This is a genomic window from Lentzea guizhouensis (assembly GCF_001701025.1).
Taxonomy (GTDB): Bacteria; Actinomycetota; Actinomycetes; order Mycobacteriales; family Pseudonocardiaceae; genus Lentzea; species Lentzea guizhouensis.
In genome coordinates, this window is the sequence record NZ_CP016793.1 from 9,711,042 (window position 1) to 9,726,439 (window position 15,398).

A 15,398-nucleotide genomic window follows, 5' to 3' on the forward strand; every position below is an offset into this window, starting at 1 on the left:
CGCTTCGGAGGCGAACGGTCAGTGCTTCCCGTTCGCCCTGGGCGCTCGACGCCCCGGCGTGAATCCCGTCTGACGTTCCACGGTGTCCTGCAGCTCCTGTTCCCGTTCGGCCATCCCCGCCCGCACCTCGGCCCCGAAGGACCCGATGGCGCCGGCGAGCTCGCGCAGGCCTTCACCCACGTTAGCGCCGATACCGGCGGGAGTCGCCTGCTTTGTGACCTCGGCGGCCTTCTTCGCGGCGAAGAGCCCGGCCGCGGCACCCAGCCCGAACCAGAAGAGGCGGCTCACTTGGCACCTCGCTTCAGGCGGCGCTTGGCGTGCTTGTTCGGCTGCTCGACGGCCTTGCGGCGGGCCTTCACGGCCTTGCTCACGCCGTAGGACAGCGCGGCGGCCTTGACCAGCGGACCGCCCAGCGTGGCGGTGAACAGGCTGGTGAGCGCCGAGACGTTGCCGGTGACCGCGCGGGCGTTGGCCGTGATCCCGTCCACCCGCTCGAGCTGGGTGTTCACGTGGGTCAGCGTGGTGTTGGCCTCGACGAACAACGGGTCGGTGTTCTCGTGCGCCTTGCGCATCGCGACCGTGGCCTCGTCGAAGAACCGCGCTGCCTTGACGGCGACGATCGCCAGCACGATCACGAGCAGCACGAACGCACCGGCGGCGACCAGCGCTGCGATCTGCCCTGGCGACACGGATCCTCCTGGTGACGGGCGTTTGGCTTGGTTGGCTGAGGAGATTACCGGTGGGCCGGGCGGTGAGTGAGCGGCACCAGTAGTTGATCTTCGTCGGGGTGGGAGGTGATCGGAGGGGCGGGTGGCGCAGGTGGGGCGGTGGCGCGGGAGGGCGGCGACATGACACGGCGCGGCACGGCGGCACGGCACGGCACGGCGCGAGGCGGCACCCGGCAGCGGGCAGCGGCGGCGGCAGCGGCGGGCAGCGGCGGCAGCGCGGCGGGCAGCGGCGGGCAGCGGCGGGCAGCGGCGGCAGCGCGGCGGCAGCGGCGGCGGGCAGCGGCGGCGTGGGAGGCGCTCAGGTGGCGCGTGACGGAGGTGGCTTAGCGCGGCGCGGCAGTGGCGAGCGGCAGGGCACGGCACGGCACGGTGCTGGCACCGGACAGCGACTGGTCGCCGACGGCGGGCTCACCGGCGGCGGGCTCACCGGCGGCGGGCTCACCGGCCGGTGGCGCCGTCCAGCTGTTCGCGGAGGATGTCGGCGTGGCCCGCGTGCCGGGCGGTTTCGGTGGTCATGTGCGCGAGGAGCCAGCGCAGCGACTTGCGCGTGCCGTCGATCGGGATCGCCATGAGCGTCTCCGGGCCGTCGGCGGCGCTGATGGCGCGGTCGCTGGCCTCGATCGCCGCCCGGTAGTCGTCGATCACCTCGGCGGCGGGGCGGTCGGGTGCTGTGACCTCGTCGAGGTCGTCGTGGTTCCCCTGCTCCGGACCGCCCGCCAGGTGGTGACCGAACCAGAACCGTTCGGCGGCGGCGAGGTGGTGGACCAGGCCCAGGATCGAGGTGCCGCTGGGGACGAGGGCCTTGCGCAGCTGCTCGTCGCTCAGGCCGGCGGCCTTCTTGAGGACGCAGTGGCGCTGGAACGACAGGAACGCGTGCGCGACGGCGAGTTCGCCGGTGTCGACGCGCGGGACGGGTTCGCGCTGCTCGTCAGGCATGGTGCGACTGTACGGGACAACCCGTTCGGGCCTAAATGAAGTGTTTCCGCATTGACTAGAGTTGTCACTGCCTGTGAAATACCCGTCACACAGGGCTTGACACAGCAACCCTGCGCGAATGAGGTAAGGCTACCCTTATTAGTTGCCGCTGGAGGCCCTGTGAAGCCGGTGTCTCATCTCGACTCGTACCGGAGGCAGGCCACGGCGGGTGCACCGCCGATACCGGAGCTGAACGCGCCGTGGGAGGCGCGGGTCGCCCGGCCCGACGGTTACGACCTGCACCTGGTGCACCGGTGGAACCAGGCGCCGCACGTGGCGGCGTTCTGGCGGCAGGCGTGGACGTTGCCGCGGTGGGAGGACGAGCTGCGCGGGCAGCTGGGCGGTGACGACGTGCGGCCCGTGGTGGTCGGGTGGCACGGGCGGCCGGTGATCTACGCGGAGGTCTACCGGGCGGCGCGGGACGTGGTGGCCGGGTGTTACCGGGCGCGGCCGCACGATCTGGGGTTGCGGCTGGCGGTGGGTGAGCTCGCGATGACCGACCAGGGGCTGGTGCGCGCGCTGCTCCCCCACCTCGCCGACGCGTTGTTCGAGGCCGATCCGCACTGCACGCGCATCGTGATGGAGCCGGACGTGCGCAATACGCGCGCTATCAGGTCGTTCGAGGCGGGTGGGTTCGTGATCGCGGACGAGATCATGCTGCCGAACAAGGTCGCACTGCTGATGGTCTGCAAGCGCTAGAACGCCGTGATGTCGTGCGGTGCGCGTTCTTTGCGGCTGAACGCACGCACGATGTCGATGCCGTTGTGGCGGTTGAGGGCCATGCGCGACAACAGGTCGATGACCCGCTCGTGCACGTGGCGCGGGAACTCCGGTGTGTCGATGCCGACGCTCACGGCGAGGTCGTCGGAGTGCACGACGAACTCCATCACGCGGCTGAGCAGGTACTCGTCCAGCGGCACCGCCCACGGGCCCCAGTGCGGCATGCGAACGGGGCGGTTTCCGGCCGCTGTCAGCGTTTCCGCGAGCGCGTCGACGGTCTGTTCGAGGCGGTCGCACAGGTCGGCGTGGCCACCGGACGCGAGCTTCTCGCCGCCGTTGCGGATGCGCGTGTGGAACTCGGAGTCGACGTCGAGCTCCGTCCACCCTGCGCGCGCGTAGTGCTCCATCAGCGAGACGGTCGGAACGTCCTCCGGCTCGGCGGCGATCATGCCGGGCAGCGGGAGGGCCTGGTAGGCGATGTGGCCGGCGAGACCGCTGACGCCGAACTCCGGCAGCGCGCTCGGCTCGTCCCACCGGTCGGCGACCTGAGGTGAACGCATCAGCGCCAGCGCCTGGCGGGCGGCGGTCAGGAAGTCGTCCGTGATCGTCATGCGCTCGACGCTACCGCCGCTTCCCGTTGGTAGACAGTGCTTTTGCCGTACTTCCGCATCGCGCGGTGGATCTCGTCGGCCTGCTCGGGCCCGAACCGGCCCACCTTCTGCGGCATGCCGCCGACACGCTGGACGGTCAGGACGTGGCGCGCGGACAGGTCGACGCGCTCGATCTCGGCCCAGGTGGGCTTGTCGGTCGTCCAGTCCACGCCGGTCGGGGAGATCGTGACGGCGGGCCAGAAGAAGAGCTTGCGCAGGGCGTTGAGGAAGAGGAGGACGGGGAGGGACCAGGAGGCGACGGCGAGGGTGGTCCGGGTGGTGTCGCCTGCGAAGGCGTCGCCGGAGTAGACGATGGTGCCGAGCACGCAGAGGACGAGGGCGCCGAAGATCCAGGAGCCCCTGAGCCACTTCTTGCGGCCGCGGATGTAGGCCTCGTCGGGTTGTTCCTCCGGTGGGGAGTCGACCCGGGGTTTGCGCATGTGCTTGCGGCTCAGCACCCACAACATCGCGCCCATCGCCAGGATCCAGCCGATCACCGTTGCGGCGAGGAGCAGCGGCGCCGCGGTGGGGTGCAGCGGGTGCTTGGCGACCAACCGGCTGCCCTTGTTGGTGGTGCCGACCTCGACCGGCACACCGATGAGGTCCGGGTTCAGGAACCCGCGCGCCTCCTGCGTGCGCGACGGGCCGCCGTTCGCGGACACCTCCGCCTCGCAGGTGTACCAGGTCTTGAACCCGCCGGTCAGCGTGATCGGCTCCTGCGCGGTGCACGACTTCGCGACGGCGACCAGGTGAGCGCCGCGAGTGTCGCGCACTTCGATCTGGTCGCCGAAGTGCGTGAACACCGTCGCCGCCGTGAGGTAGCCGAGCGGTGGCATGACGAAGAGGACGAACAGGAACCCGATCAGACGGAAGAAGCTCATCCACCCTGCTTCTGGTCCGAGTCGAACAGGTTGCCCGACTGGCTGTCGAACACCTTGCCCGCTTCCTTGCCGAAGTCGACCGCCAGCTTGGGGACGGAGGCCGCCGGAGCGTCCTTCACACCGTCCACGAGGTGTTTCTTGGCCTCGCTCACGCCGTGCTTCAACGCGTCGGCGTTCGTCGGCAGGCTCTTGATCGCGTTGGCCACGTAGAAGCCGTCGACGCCGCTCTTCGTGCTCTTGGCGAACTTGTCGAGTGCGTTCATGGCGCCCTGGAACACGTTGTCCAACTTGCCGAAGAGGCCGGTGGCGTTGCTGAACGCCTTGGACAGCTTCTTGCACCAACCGAGCGCCTTGTTCGCGTACTTCACGGCGGTGGCGACGCACTCGGCGATGGCGCCCGCGACACCGGCGCCGAACGCCGCCATGGCCGGGGCCCAGCGGATGCAGATGCTGACGAGCTTGCCGACCGCCTCGGAGATGAGGTCGCGGACGATGCCGCGGACCACGTTGAGGATGGTCTTGCAGATGTTGACGAGCACCGAGATGCCCTGTGCGCCCTGGGCCACCGACGCGTAGGTGTCCGCGCGGCCGGTGCCGGAGGTCTCGTAGGCGCGGAACTCCTCGCCCTGCCACTGACCCGAGTCGGTCCTCACCCACTGCTTGAGGTCGGTGGAGACCTGGTCGAGGTGGTTGGAGATGTTGCCCCACGTCTTCGACATCGAGTCGAGGTCCTGCTGGTTGCCGGTCAGCCAGTTGAGCGGCTCCTGCAGGAACGGCACGTGCTCGATCAGCCAGCCGAAGCCCGCGCTCACCAGACCGGCCAGCGGGTCGGCCAGAAAACCCGCGACGCCCATCGCGCCACCGGCCGCGTTCATCAGGCCCTCTGCCCAGTTGCCCTGGCTGATCGCCGACACCGTCTCGGCCGCGTCGTGGAACAGGCCCAGGCCCTCGGTGGCTTTGGTGCTCTCGCCTTCGACCTTCAGCGGGTTCGTCATCCCTGGTGCATCCCGTCGAACGTGGCCGCGCGTGCCTCTTCGTGGGTCTTGATGTGCAACGCCATGTCGGCGAACTCGCGGTAGTGCTCGACCGCGGTGTCCGACGCCTTCTCGATGGCGTTGGTGGCGATGGCAGCGGCAGCCGCGCAGATACCGGCGAGCGGCATGCCGAGCAGGCCGAACGCCATCGGGTCCATGGTGGCGTTCGCGGAGGTGACGGCGGTGTTGATGCGGGAGCCCACGTCGTCGAGCTTGCCGAGGTGGGCCTTCATCTCGGCCTCGCTGCTGGCGTGCGTCATCGTAGGAACCCGCCGTCGCTGAAGTCGTCGTCGTCATCGGGGCGGTGCGGCCGTGGCGGGCGCGGCGCCGGTGGGGGTGGCGGCGGTGTGTCGTCCTCGATCTGGCCGAGGCCGGAGTGCGGTGGGGACCAGGGTGCGTCGGCGGGCGGCTGGGCGCTGCGGAGCTTGTCCATCATCATGTGCATCGCCTCGGAGTCCGCGCCCATCAACGGGGCCATGGCCTCCTGCACGGTCGACGCCACCCTGCCCTGCGCGGCCTGGACGACGCGCAGCACCTCGCGGCTGACCGTGTCGCCGTCGCGGCGCTGCAGGGCGTTGCCGAGCTTGAGGTCGACGAGGTTGCCCGCGTCGTTGACGGTCACCGAGATCTGGCCGTCCGCGCTGCGCTCGGTCACCTGCAGGGTTGCCAGGGTCTCGCGGATGGCGTCACTGCGGCGTTGCGCGGCGGCCAGCGTGCCCTCGTAGTTGGCGAGGATCTGCTCGGGATCGGTCATCGGGGCCCCTGGTGTGCATACGACTACCCAACGCGACCGGAGCCTACTCCGAGCAGACCAACGCCACTACTCGCATCGACACAGTTGCTCACCCGGCCGCGACCACCTCGACCTCCACCAGCCAGTCGCTCGCCAACGTCGCCGCGACGACCGCCGTGGTGGGCACCGGGCGTCCGCCGAGCGCGGCGGTGCGGGCATCCGCGTTGGCCTGGGCGTAGGAGGCGTCGCGCAGGTAGCTGGTGAGGCGCACGATGTTGTCCACGGTCATGTCCGCCGAGGCGAGGATGGTCCGGATGTTCGACCAGATCAGGTCGAGCTGCTCGGTGAGCGACGCACCGGGCGCGCCGGCGGCGTCCAGGCCCATGGTGCCCGCGACGAACAGGAAGCGTTGCGCGCCACGGACTTCCATGGCGTGCACGTAGTCGGAGGTGGCCGGGTAGATGCCGTCGGAGGGGTTGTGCGGCACGAGTTCCATGGGCTGATCATGCGGGGGCCGCGCAACCGGGTTACTCGCCCCTGATCACCCGGCGCAGCTTGGGCAGGCGGTCGGCGACGGCGCGTTCGGCACCGCGGCCGGTCGGGGCGTAGTAGTCGCGGCCCACCAGGTCGTCCGGCGGGTACTGCTGGGTGAGCACGCCCTCGGCGACGTCGTGGGGGTAGCGGTAGCCCTGGGCGTTGCCGAGCTTGGCGGCGCCCGCGTAGTGGCCGTCGCGCAGGTGGGCGGGGACGGCACCGGTGGCGCCCTTGCGGACGTCCTCGATGGCGGCGTAGATGGCGGTGGTGACGGCGTTCGACTTCGGGGCCGTCGCGAGGTGGATGGTGGCCTGGGCGAGGTTCAGCGTGCACTCGGGCAGGCCGATGAGCTGCACGGCCTGGGCGGCGGCGATGCAGGTCTGCAGGGCGGTGGGGTCGGCCATGCCCACGTCCTCGCTGGCGTGGATCACCAGGCGGCGGGCGATGAACCGGGGGTCCTCGCCCGCCTCGATCATGCGGGCGAGGTAGTGCAGGGCGGCGTCCACGTCGGAGCCGCGGATGGACTTGATGAACGCCGACGTCACGTCGTAGTGCTGGTCGCCGTCGCGGTCGTAGCGGACCGCCGCCTTGTCCACTGTGGACTCCAGCAGCGGCAGGGTGATCACGCCGTCGTTCGACGCCACCGCCGAGTCCGCGGCGGCTTCCAGCGCGGTCAGGGATCGGCGGGCGTCGCCACCGGCCAGGCGGATCAGGTGGTCCAGCGCGTCGGGTTCGACCACGACCGAGCCGCCCAGGCCGCGCGGGTCCGACACCGCGCGTTCGACGACCGCGCGCACGTGGTCGTCGGTCAGGGACTTGAGCTGCAGCACCAGGGACCGCGACAGCAGCGGTGAGACGACGGAGAAGAACGGGTTCTCGGTGGTGGCGGCCACGAGCAGCACGATCCGGTCCTCCACCGCGCCGAGCAGGGCGTCCTGCTGGGTCTTGGAGAAGCGGTGCACCTCGTCGATGAACAGCACCGTCGACTCGCGGGAGCGGACCAGGCGGCGGCGGGCCTCGTCGATGACCGCGCGGACCTCCTTGACGCCCGCGGACAACGCCGACAGCGCCACGAACCGGCGGCCGGTCGCCTTCGAGACCAAGGTGGCCAGGGTCGTCTTGCCGGTGCCGGGAGGGCCGTAGAGCATCACCGAGGCGGGGGTGGCGCCCTCGACCAGGCGGCGCAGCGGGGCGCCGGGGCCGAGCAGGTGGTCCTGGCCGACGACCTCGTCGAGTGAGGCGGGGCGCATCCGCACGGCCAGCGGGGCGTTGGCCGCGATGCGCTCGGCCTTCTCCTCGTCGGTGGCGCCGAACAGGCCCTCGTCGAACAAGCCTTCGCTCATGCGTTCGAGCCTAGCCGGTGCCCCGCAGGTCTCGTCCGGACCTGCGGGACACCGGCCACCGGTGTGCGAGGATTGCCCCTCGTGCCCACTCCAGTACCTGTTCCGAGGGCCGTCCTGCTCGCCGGCCCGTCCGGCTCCGGCAAGTCGACCCTGGCCGCCCACCTCGGCTGGCCGGTGCTGCGCCTCGACGACTTCTACCGCGACGGCGACGACCCGCTGCTCCCCCGCGACGACGCCGGCAGGGCCGACTGGGACGACATCGGGTCGTGGAACGCCGACGCCGCGCTCAAGGCGGTCGTCGAGCTGTCCGCCACCGGGCGGGTGCAGGCGCCGGTGTACTCGATCGGCGAGGACCGACGGACCGGCTGGCAGACCATCGAGCTGGGTGACGCGCCCGCGTTCGTCGCGGAAGGACTGTTCGCGGACCTGCTGGTGGACGGTGCCGAAGAAGCCGGGGTGCTCAAGGACGCGATCGTGCTCGCGCCCAGTGCGCCCGTGACGTTCGCGCGCAGGTTCGCGAGAGATGTGGCCGAGTCGCGCAAACCGGTTCCGGTGCTGCTGCGGCGCGGATTGCGGCTCATGCGTCAACAACCGGTCGTGGTCCGCCGTTGTGTGGACGCGGGCATGCGGGCGATGACTCCCCACCGCGCTCGCCACGAGCTGGCCACTGCCAATTCGTGATCGAGTCGCACCGCGGTTGACCTGTACCGTCAGCGCGCTTCTGGCAGGATTCCGCCAACACCACGACGGGGGTAAGCCGCGATGACCGACACACCTGGCTGGTCTTCACCTGACCAGCCCCACCAGCAACCGAACCAGCCGCAGCAGCCTTCGCACGGCTACAACGCCCCACCGCCGCCACAGCAGCCGACGATCAAGCCCGGCGTGATCCCGCTGCGCCCGCTCGCGGTCGGCGAGATCGTCGACGGCGCGGTCAGCACGATGCGCAAGCACCCGAAGCTGATCATCGGCGCGGCCGCGGTGGTCGCCGCGGTGACCCAGATCCTCGGTCTGCTGGTGCAGCTGCCGTTCCTGGACGACCTCACCTCGGTCGCCACGCTCGACCCGAACACCGTCACCGAGCAGGAGGCGATCGACCAGCTGACCAGCGGTCTGGCCGGCTTCTTCACCGGCACGCTGCTCAGCGTGCTGCTGCTGGTCCTGGGCACGGTCTTCCTGTCCGGCTTCATCACCGTGATCGTCGGCCGCGCGGTGCTGGGCCAGCCGGTCTCCTTCGCGGAGGCCTGGGCGGAGTTCAAGCCGCAGCTGGTCCGGTTGCTGGGCGCGACGCTGCTGACCGGCCTCATCGTGTTCGTCGGCGCGATCTTCTGCGTGATCCCCGGTGTCTGGCTGTGGGTGCTGTTCGGCCTCGTGACGCCCGCTCTGGTGCTGGAGCGCTCCGGCGTGGGCACCGCGTTCGGCCGGTCGCGGGCGCTGGTGAAGGGCGCGTGGTGGCGGACGTTCGGCGTGCTGCTGCTCGCCGCGGTGATCAGCTGGATCATCAGCTGGATCATCAGCATCCCGTTCGGCCTGCTCGGTGCGGCCACGACCGGCTTCTCCGCCGACCCGGCCGCCGCGCTGAGCGCCGGTTCGCTGGTGCTGTCGACGATCGGCGCGATCATCGCCTCGACGATCACGCTGCCGTTCACCGCCGCGGTGACCGTGCTGGTCTACGTCGACCGGCGGATGCGGTCCGAGGGCATGGACATCGAACTCCAGCGGGCCGCGGGACATGGTGGCGTCTGACGTACCCGTCGATCTCGACCGCGACGAGGCCCGCGACGCCGCCGTCCGCGAGCTGAGCGACCCGTCGTACGTCTCGGACGACCCGAACCCGCTCGAACGCGTCCTGCAGTGGGTGCTCGACCGGCTGGGCGAGCTGTTCGCCGGCGCGGGCGGGATGAGCGGCATCACCGCCGTCACGATCATCGTGGCGGTGGTGGTGCTCGTCGTGATCATCATCAGGCTGCGCACCGGGCGCACCGGCCGGGCGCTGCGCTCGGGTGCCAAGGTGTTCGGTGACACCACCATGACCGCGGCCGAGCACCGGGCCGCCGCCGAACGCGCCGCGGCCGCCGGTGACCTGGCCGAGGCAGTGCGCGAACGATTCCGCGCCGTGGTGCGGGAACTGGAACAGCGCGGCGTGCTCGACGCACGAGCCGGGCGCACCGTGGACGAGGTGGCGCTGGAGGCGGGCCGGGCGCTGCCGGTGCTCGCGGACGACCTGCGCGGAGCGGCGGTGCAGTTCGACGACGTCTGGTACGGCGGCAGGACCGCCACGGAACAGGGGTACCGGCAGGTGGTCTCCGTGGACGACAGGGTGCGCGGATGACGGCGGTCTCCCCCGACGCGGGCCGGATCTGGGCCGCCGCCAAGGGCCCGCTGGTGATCGGGGCGGTCATCCTCGCGGCGGCGGTCGTGATCACGTTGCTGCGCGGCAGCGGCCAGGGCGGCTCGCTCGACCCGCGCTCCTTCCAGCCGGAGGGCAGCCACGCCGTCGCGCAGCTGTTGCGGCAGAACGGGGTGAGCGTCGAGCTCACCGACGACGTGTCCGCTGTGGACGGTGCGACGCTGCTCGTCACGCACCCGGACCTGATCGACCCCGTGCGCCTGGCCGGGATGAGCGAGGCCGCGGCGGCGACGGTGCTGGTGGCACCGGCGAGCGACCTGGGCCGGGTGGACGTCGAGACCCGCCAGCCGGGCTGCCCGCTCGCGGAACGAGCCGGTGCCGCCACGACCGGCGGGTTCACCTACACCGGCGAGCAGAGCTGCTACGACTCGACGCTGGTGCGCACCGGCACGGTGACGACGATCGGGTTCGGCGGCGTCTTCACCAACGACGACCTCGACGAGGAGGGCAACGCGGCGCTCGCGCTCGCGTTGCTGGGCCAGCACGAACGGCTGGTCTGGTACCTGCCGACCGCGGCCGACCGCTCGCAGCAGAAGGCGCTGACCGACCTCGTCCCGGCCGGCTGGCTCTTCGCCGCGCTGCAGCTGGGGATCTCGGCCGTGGTGATCGCGCTGTGGCGGGCCCGCAGGCTCGGCCGGGTCGTGCCGGAGCGGCTGCCGGTCGTGGTGCGCGCGCCGAGACGGTGGAGGGCAGGGCCCGGCTGTACCGGTCCTCGCACGCGGCCGGGCACGCGGCGGCGGCTGCGGCAGGCGACCCGCGACCGGCTGGCGCCGCTGCTGGGCGTGCCGGCCGGTGAGGACCCGTCCGAGGAGATCGCCCGCAGGACATCGCGTTCGGCACCTGACGTGCGGACGCTGCTCTACGACAACGGGCCGGTGGACGACCGGGGGCTGGTCGCGCTGGCCGACGAGCTGGACGCTCTGGAGAACGAGGTGCGCAGAGGATGACGGCAGTGGTCACCACCGAGGAAGCACGCACGGCGCTGGTGGCGTTGCGCACGGAGATCGGCAAGGCCGTGGTGGGCAACGACGCCGCGGTGACGTCGTTGATCCTCGCGTTGCTGTGCAAGGGGCACGTGCTGCTCGAGGGCGTGCCCGGCGTGGCGAAGACGCTGCTGGTGCGGGCGATGGCGAAGGCGCTGGACCTGGAGACGACGCGGGTGCAGTTCACGCCGGACCTGATGCCGGGCGACCTGACCGGGTCGCTGGTCTACGACTCGCACAACGCGGCGTTCTCGTTCCGCGAGGGCCCGGTCTTCACGAACCTGCTGCTGGCCGACGAGATCAACCGCACGCCGCCGAAGACGCAGTCGGCGCTGCTGGAGGCGATGGAGGAACGGCAGGTGTCCGCGGACGGCAAGACCCGGCCGCTGCCCTCGCCGTTCATCGTCGTGGCCACCCAGAACCCGGTGGAGTACGAGGGCACCTACCCGTTGCCCGAGGCTCAGCTGGACCGGTTCCTGCTGAAGGTGACCATGCCGGTGCCGGAGCGGGAGCAGGAGATCGACGTGCTGACCCGGCACGCGTCCGGGTTCGACCCGCGCGACCTCTCGCACCTGTCGCCGGTGGCCGGGGCGGAGCACCTGGAGGCCGGTTCGGCGGCCGTGCGCGCGTTGACCGTGGCACCCGAGGTGATCGCGTACGTGGTGGACGTGTGCCGGGCGACGCGCCAGTCCCCCGCGGTGCGGCTGGGCGTATCTCCGCGTGGCGCAACGGCTCTGCTCGCGGCGGCACGGGCGTGGGCGTGGCTGTCCGGCCGCGACTACGTGACGCCGGACGACGTGAAGTCGCTGGCGAGGCCCGCGTTGCGGCACCGGCTGGAGCTGCGCCCGGAGGTCGAGCTGGAGGGCGTGACGGCGGACGGCGTGCTGGACGGCGTGCTCGGGGCCGTCGCGGTGCCGCGCTGACGTGGCGCTCACGGGCCGCGCGGGGTTGCTCGCGCTCATCGGGGTGTTCGTCGTCGGGCTGCTCTTGCCCTCGTGGCAGGGGATTCTCGTCGTGCTCGCGGTGCTGGTCGTGTGCGTGGCGGCCGACCTCGTGCTGGCGGCCGGCGTCCGGCGGTTGACGTTCTCGCGCGCGGGAGCGACTTCCGTGCGCACGGGCGAGTTGTGCACGGTGCAGCTGACGGTCCACAACCCCGGCCGTCGGTTGCGTGGCGTTCTCCGGGACGCGTGGGCACCTTCTGCCGGTGTGCTGGACGACCGGGTGGCCGTGGACGTGCCCGCCGGTGGGTCGCGGACGCTGTCGTTCGAGCTGCGGCCGGTGCGCCGTGGGGATCGCACGGCGGACCGTGTGACCGTGCGATCGCTTGGGCCGCTTGGGGTCGCAGCGCGCCAGGGGTCGCACGAGGTGCCGTGGACCGTGCGCGCGTTGCCGCCGTTCCACAGCCGCAAGCACCTGCCGCCGTTGCTCGAACGCCTGCGGGAGCTCGACGGGCGCCGGGCCTCGCTCATCCGGGGCGCGGGCACGGAGTTCGACTCGCTGCGGACGTACGTGATCGGCGACGACGTGCGGTCGATCGACTGGCGGGCGTCGGCGCGGTCGCCGGACGTCGTGGTGCGCACCTGGCGGCCGGAACGCGACCGGCAGGTGGTGGTCGTGCTGGACACCGCGCGCACGGCGGCCGGTCGGGTCGACGGGTCGCTCGGCGGGCTGCCGCGGCTGGACACGTCGATGGACGCGGCGTTGTTGTTGTCCGCGCTGGCGGTGCAGGCCCGCGACCAGGTCGACTTCCTGGCCTACAGCGGCAAGGTGCGGGCGTCGGTGCCGCGCACGACGTTGCCGTTGCTGGTCAACGCGATGGCGCCGCTGGAGGCCGAGCTGGTCGAGTTCGACGCGCGCGGCATGGTCGCCGAGGTCCTGCGGCGGGCCGCGCGCCGGTCGTTGATCGTGCTGCTGACCTCGCTGGAACCGTCGATCGAGCACGGTCTGCTGCCGCTGCTGCCAGCGCTGGCGGCCCGGCACCGGTTGCTGATCGCGTCGGTGTCCGACCCGGCCGTGCACGCGATGGCGGCGGGACGTGGTGACCTGGAAGCCGTGTACAACGCCGCTGCCGCGGAACGGACGTTGGCCGAACGCCGCCGTCTCACCGCTTTGCTCGCACGGCACGGTGTCGAGGTCGTGGACGCACTGCCCGACGACCTGCCACGCGCGCTCGCGGACCGCTATCTGTCGTTGAAGGCGGCGGGCAAGCTCTAGACGGACGTGGGCACGACGTCCTCGCGTTCGCTCGCGTCCACGTCCCCCGTCTCGCCCTGCTGCGCCGCCCGTCGCCCGATCACGAAGACGTACAGCAGGAACAGCACTTCGGCCACCACGCCGATGCCGACCCGCGCCCACGTCGGCCAGCCCGACGGCGTCACGAACCCCTCCAGCACACCGGACACCAGCAGCACCACGACGAGCCCGAGCGCCACGGCCACCACCGCGCGTCCCTCGGTGGCCAGCGCGGCGGCACGGGTGCGCGGGCCGGGGTCGATCACCTGCCAGCCCAGCCGCATGCCGATGCCCGCCGCGACGAACACCGCCGTGAGCTCCAACAGGCCGTGCGGGGCCAACAGCCCCAGGAACACGTCACCGCGGCCGGCCCCGAACATCAGGCCGACGCCCACGGCGAGGTTCACCGCGTTGGTGAAGAGCAGGTAGATCGGCGGGATCGCGAACAGGACTCCGAGCAGCAGGCACGCGGCGGCGACCCAGGCGTTGTTCGTCCACACCTTCGCGGCGAACGACCCGGCCGGGTCGCTGGAGTAGTAGGCCTCGTAGCCGCCGCCGACCTTGGTCATCTCGCGCAGCTCGTCCGGCGCGGCGATCATCGCCTGCACGTCCGGGTTGGACGCGATCCAGGCCGCCATGATGCCGGTGAGCAGGTAGAACAGCACACCGGCCGGCACCCACCAGCGCCAGCCGAGGTAGACCGCGGCGGGGAACCGATGGGTGAAGAAGCGGGTGAAGACGCGCCATGCGGGCGTGTGCGTGCCTGTCACCGCCGCGCGCGCACGGGCGACCAGTGAGGACAGACGTTCCACGGTCGCCACGTCCGGCGTCTGGCTGCGCACGGTCGACAGGTGCGTCGTGGTGCGCTGGTAGAGCTCGATCAGCTCGTCGGCCTCGGGCCCGCTGAGCCGGCCCGACCGGCCGACCAGCTGGTCGAGCCGCTCCCACGACGCGCGGTTGCGCTCGATGAACACGTCCAGATCCACGATGAGTCACACTATCCGCGTGGGGGACCTCGTCACCGGTGAAGCGGTAGTTCTGGACCTGCGCGTGGCGCGGCTGGCCAGCAGGGCGGTCGCGTTCACGTTCGACGTGCTCGTGCAGTTCCTGTTGTTGCTCGGCGTGTTCCTGCTGTCGCCGGTCGACCTGGACAGCGCGCTGTCGTCGGCACTCGCGTTGTCGCTGACCATCGCCGTGCTCATCGGCTATCCGACCGCGGTCGAGTCGCTGTCGCGCGGCCGGTCGCTGGGCAAGGTCGTCATGGGCTTGCGGGTGGTCCGTGACGACGGCGGCTCCATCCGGTTCCGGCACGCCCTGGTGCGCGCGCTCGGCGGGTTCTTCGTGGACTTCTGGGCGCTCGGGCTGGGCGGCGCGGTGGCGTTGTTCGTGTCGCTGTTCTCCGCGCAGGGCAAGCGGGTCGGCGACTACCTGGCCGGCACGGTCGTGGTGCACACGCGGGCGCCGAAGCAGACGGTCTCGCCGGTGGAGATGCCGCCGCTGCTGGCGGAGTGGGCGAGCGGGCTCGACCTGTCGCAGCTGTCGGACGAGCTGGTGCTGGCCGTGCGGCAGTACTTGGGGCGCTACCACGAGCTCAGCGAGCAGACGCGGGCCGATCTCGGCGCGCGGCTCGCGGACAACGTCGGTGTGGCCGTCCGGTCGCCGCGCGCCGAGCAGGTCCACCCGTACCAGTACCTGGCCGCGGTGCTGGCAGAGCGCAGGAACCGTGCGTCAGGCGCCCAGCAACTCGGTCAGTAGCAACGGGTTCATGTAGTCGTCGTACCGCGCGATCTCGCCGTCGCGCAGGTGGATGATCCCGATCGCGGTGAACGTGTAGTAGTCCTGCTTCACCTTCGACCAGCCCTTGTGCGTGATCTCGGCGACGACCACGTCCGGGTCGTCGGTGAGCCGGGTGATCGCCTCGACGTGCTGGACCTCGATCTTCTCCCGGACCCGTGCGCCGCGCATCCGGTCGAAGTAGGCGCGGATCTCGGTGCGGCCCTTGATCTCCGGCTGCTGGAACGGCGCCGGGAACCGGTACGCCATCACGCCGTCCTCGGTGAAGAGGTCCGCGAACGAGTCGTGCCCCTGCTCCCCCGCGACCTGCCTGCGGACGTGCTCGACGATCTCCGCCGGTGTGCGTGCCATCGGTCGTGCCCCCATCTCTAGAATCGGAAC

At 71.3% G+C, this 15,398-nt stretch carries 21 protein-coding genes; 9 read left to right on the forward strand and 12 right to left on the reverse strand.

Annotated elements, in window-relative coordinates:
* Nucleotides 1-18: 18 nt before the first annotated feature.
* Nucleotides 19-288: a hypothetical protein gene (locus BBK82_RS46050; RefSeq protein WP_065920541.1), complete on the reverse strand. Its 270-nt coding sequence runs from the start codon at nucleotides 286-288 to the stop codon at nucleotides 19-21.
* Complete coding sequence (locus BBK82_RS46055; protein ID WP_065920542.1) at nucleotides 285-689, reverse strand: DUF948 domain-containing protein; 405 nt, start codon at nucleotides 687-689, stop codon at nucleotides 285-287. Before BBK82_RS46055 ends, BBK82_RS46050 begins: the two co-directional genes overlap by 4 nt.
* 138 nt (nucleotides 690-827) lie before the next feature.
* Between BBK82_RS46055 and BBK82_RS51345 the strand changes: the two genes are divergently transcribed.
* Nucleotides 828-1,055, forward strand: a complete 228-nt coding sequence (locus BBK82_RS51345) for a hypothetical protein (RefSeq protein ID WP_154697900.1) — start codon at nucleotides 828-830, stop codon at nucleotides 1,053-1,055.
* A 111-nt stretch (nucleotides 1,056-1,166) separates the two neighbouring features.
* On the opposite strand, the gene BBK82_RS46060 is transcribed toward BBK82_RS51345, so the two are convergent.
* Complete coding sequence (locus tag BBK82_RS46060; protein WP_065920543.1) at nucleotides 1,167-1,664, reverse strand: DinB family protein; 498 nt, start codon at nucleotides 1,662-1,664, stop codon at nucleotides 1,167-1,169.
* A 159-nt stretch (nucleotides 1,665-1,823) separates the two neighbouring features.
* Here BBK82_RS46060 and BBK82_RS46065 point away from each other — a divergent pair, with 159 nt between their 5' ends.
* Nucleotides 1,824-2,402 carry a GNAT family N-acetyltransferase gene (locus BBK82_RS46065; RefSeq protein WP_218920550.1) on the forward strand — a complete coding sequence of 193 codons (579 nt, stop codon included), beginning with the start codon at nucleotides 1,824-1,826 and terminating at the stop codon, nucleotides 2,400-2,402.
* Here BBK82_RS46065 and BBK82_RS46070 read toward each other — a convergent pair.
* The 7 genes from BBK82_RS46070 to BBK82_RS46100 form a co-directional block, all read right to left on the reverse strand.
* On the reverse strand, nucleotides 2,399-3,034 hold the full coding sequence (locus tag BBK82_RS46070) for a maleylpyruvate isomerase N-terminal domain-containing protein (RefSeq protein ID WP_065920544.1): 636 nt from the start codon (nucleotides 3,032-3,034) through the stop codon (nucleotides 2,399-2,401). The genes BBK82_RS46065 and BBK82_RS46070 overlap by 4 nt on opposite strands.
* Nucleotides 3,031-3,954, reverse strand: a complete 924-nt coding sequence (locus BBK82_RS46075; protein WP_065920545.1) for a DUF6346 domain-containing protein — start codon at nucleotides 3,952-3,954, stop codon at nucleotides 3,031-3,033. Before BBK82_RS46075 ends, BBK82_RS46070 begins: the two co-directional genes overlap by 4 nt.
* A complete protein-coding gene (locus BBK82_RS46080; protein WP_065920546.1) occupies nucleotides 3,951-4,949 on the reverse strand; it encodes a hypothetical protein in 999 nt (332 codons plus the stop codon). The genes BBK82_RS46075 and BBK82_RS46080 overlap by 4 nt, the downstream gene beginning before the upstream one ends.
* Nucleotides 4,946-5,248 carry a hypothetical protein gene (locus BBK82_RS46085; RefSeq protein WP_065920547.1) on the reverse strand — a complete coding sequence of 101 codons (303 nt, stop codon included), beginning with the start codon at nucleotides 5,246-5,248 and terminating at the stop codon, nucleotides 4,946-4,948. Before BBK82_RS46085 ends, BBK82_RS46080 begins: the two co-directional genes overlap by 4 nt.
* Complete coding sequence (locus BBK82_RS46090) at nucleotides 5,245-5,742, reverse strand: YbaB/EbfC family nucleoid-associated protein (RefSeq protein WP_065920548.1); 498 nt, start codon at nucleotides 5,740-5,742, stop codon at nucleotides 5,245-5,247. Before BBK82_RS46090 ends, BBK82_RS46085 begins: the two co-directional genes overlap by 4 nt.
* 88 nt (nucleotides 5,743-5,830) lie before the next feature.
* Nucleotides 5,831-6,217, reverse strand: a complete 387-nt coding sequence (locus BBK82_RS46095) for a RidA family protein (RefSeq protein ID WP_065920549.1) — start codon at nucleotides 6,215-6,217, stop codon at nucleotides 5,831-5,833.
* Between the two features lie 31 nt (nucleotides 6,218-6,248).
* Nucleotides 6,249-7,598, reverse strand: coding sequence for a replication-associated recombination protein A (locus BBK82_RS46100; RefSeq protein WP_065920550.1), 1,350 nt, complete (start codon nucleotides 7,596-7,598; stop codon nucleotides 6,249-6,251).
* Between the two features lie 81 nt (nucleotides 7,599-7,679).
* On the opposite strand from BBK82_RS46100, the gene BBK82_RS46105 reads away from it, so the two are divergent.
* The 6 genes from BBK82_RS46105 to BBK82_RS46130 all read left to right on the forward strand — a co-directional run bounded on the left by BBK82_RS46105 (nucleotide 7,680) and on the right by BBK82_RS46130 (nucleotide 13,205).
* A complete protein-coding gene (locus tag BBK82_RS46105) occupies nucleotides 7,680-8,279 on the forward strand; it encodes a uridine kinase family protein (RefSeq protein ID WP_237047952.1) in 600 nt (199 codons plus the stop codon).
* An 81-nt stretch (nucleotides 8,280-8,360) separates the two neighbouring features.
* On the forward strand, nucleotides 8,361-9,344 hold the full coding sequence (locus BBK82_RS46110; RefSeq protein ID WP_065920552.1) for a DUF7847 domain-containing protein: 984 nt from the start codon (nucleotides 8,361-8,363) through the stop codon (nucleotides 9,342-9,344).
* Nucleotides 9,331-9,930: a DUF4129 domain-containing protein gene (locus BBK82_RS46115; RefSeq protein WP_065920553.1), complete on the forward strand. Its 600-nt coding sequence runs from the start codon at nucleotides 9,331-9,333 to the stop codon at nucleotides 9,928-9,930. Before BBK82_RS46110 ends, BBK82_RS46115 begins: the two co-directional genes overlap by 14 nt.
* Complete coding sequence (locus BBK82_RS46120) at nucleotides 9,927-10,955, forward strand: DUF4350 domain-containing protein (RefSeq protein ID WP_218920551.1); 1,029 nt, start codon at nucleotides 9,927-9,929, stop codon at nucleotides 10,953-10,955. The genes BBK82_RS46115 and BBK82_RS46120 overlap by 4 nt, the downstream gene beginning before the upstream one ends.
* Entirely contained in the window at nucleotides 10,952-11,914 is a 963-nt protein-coding gene (locus BBK82_RS46125) for an AAA family ATPase (protein ID WP_065920554.1), read from the forward strand. The genes BBK82_RS46120 and BBK82_RS46125 overlap by 4 nt, the downstream gene beginning before the upstream one ends.
* A gap of 1 nt (nucleotide 11,915) precedes the next feature.
* On the forward strand, nucleotides 11,916-13,205 hold the full coding sequence (locus BBK82_RS46130) for a DUF58 domain-containing protein (protein ID WP_065920555.1): 1,290 nt from the start codon (nucleotides 11,916-11,918) through the stop codon (nucleotides 13,203-13,205).
* Here BBK82_RS46130 and BBK82_RS46135 read toward each other — a convergent pair.
* Complete coding sequence (locus tag BBK82_RS46135) at nucleotides 13,202-14,209, reverse strand: stage II sporulation protein M (protein ID WP_065920556.1); 1,008 nt, start codon at nucleotides 14,207-14,209, stop codon at nucleotides 13,202-13,204. The two genes, BBK82_RS46130 and BBK82_RS46135, sit on opposite strands and share 4 nt — an antisense overlap.
* A gap of 19 nt (nucleotides 14,210-14,228) precedes the next feature.
* Between BBK82_RS46135 and BBK82_RS46140 the strand changes: the two genes are divergently transcribed.
* Entirely contained in the window at nucleotides 14,229-14,978 is a 750-nt protein-coding gene (locus BBK82_RS46140; protein ID WP_065920557.1) for an RDD family protein, read from the forward strand.
* Here the strand turns inward: BBK82_RS46140 and BBK82_RS46145 are convergent.
* Nucleotides 14,952-15,368, reverse strand: a complete 417-nt coding sequence (locus BBK82_RS46145; protein WP_065920558.1) for a nuclear transport factor 2 family protein — start codon at nucleotides 15,366-15,368, stop codon at nucleotides 14,952-14,954. The genes BBK82_RS46140 and BBK82_RS46145 overlap by 27 nt on opposite strands.
* Nucleotides 15,369-15,398 lie beyond the last annotated feature (30 nt).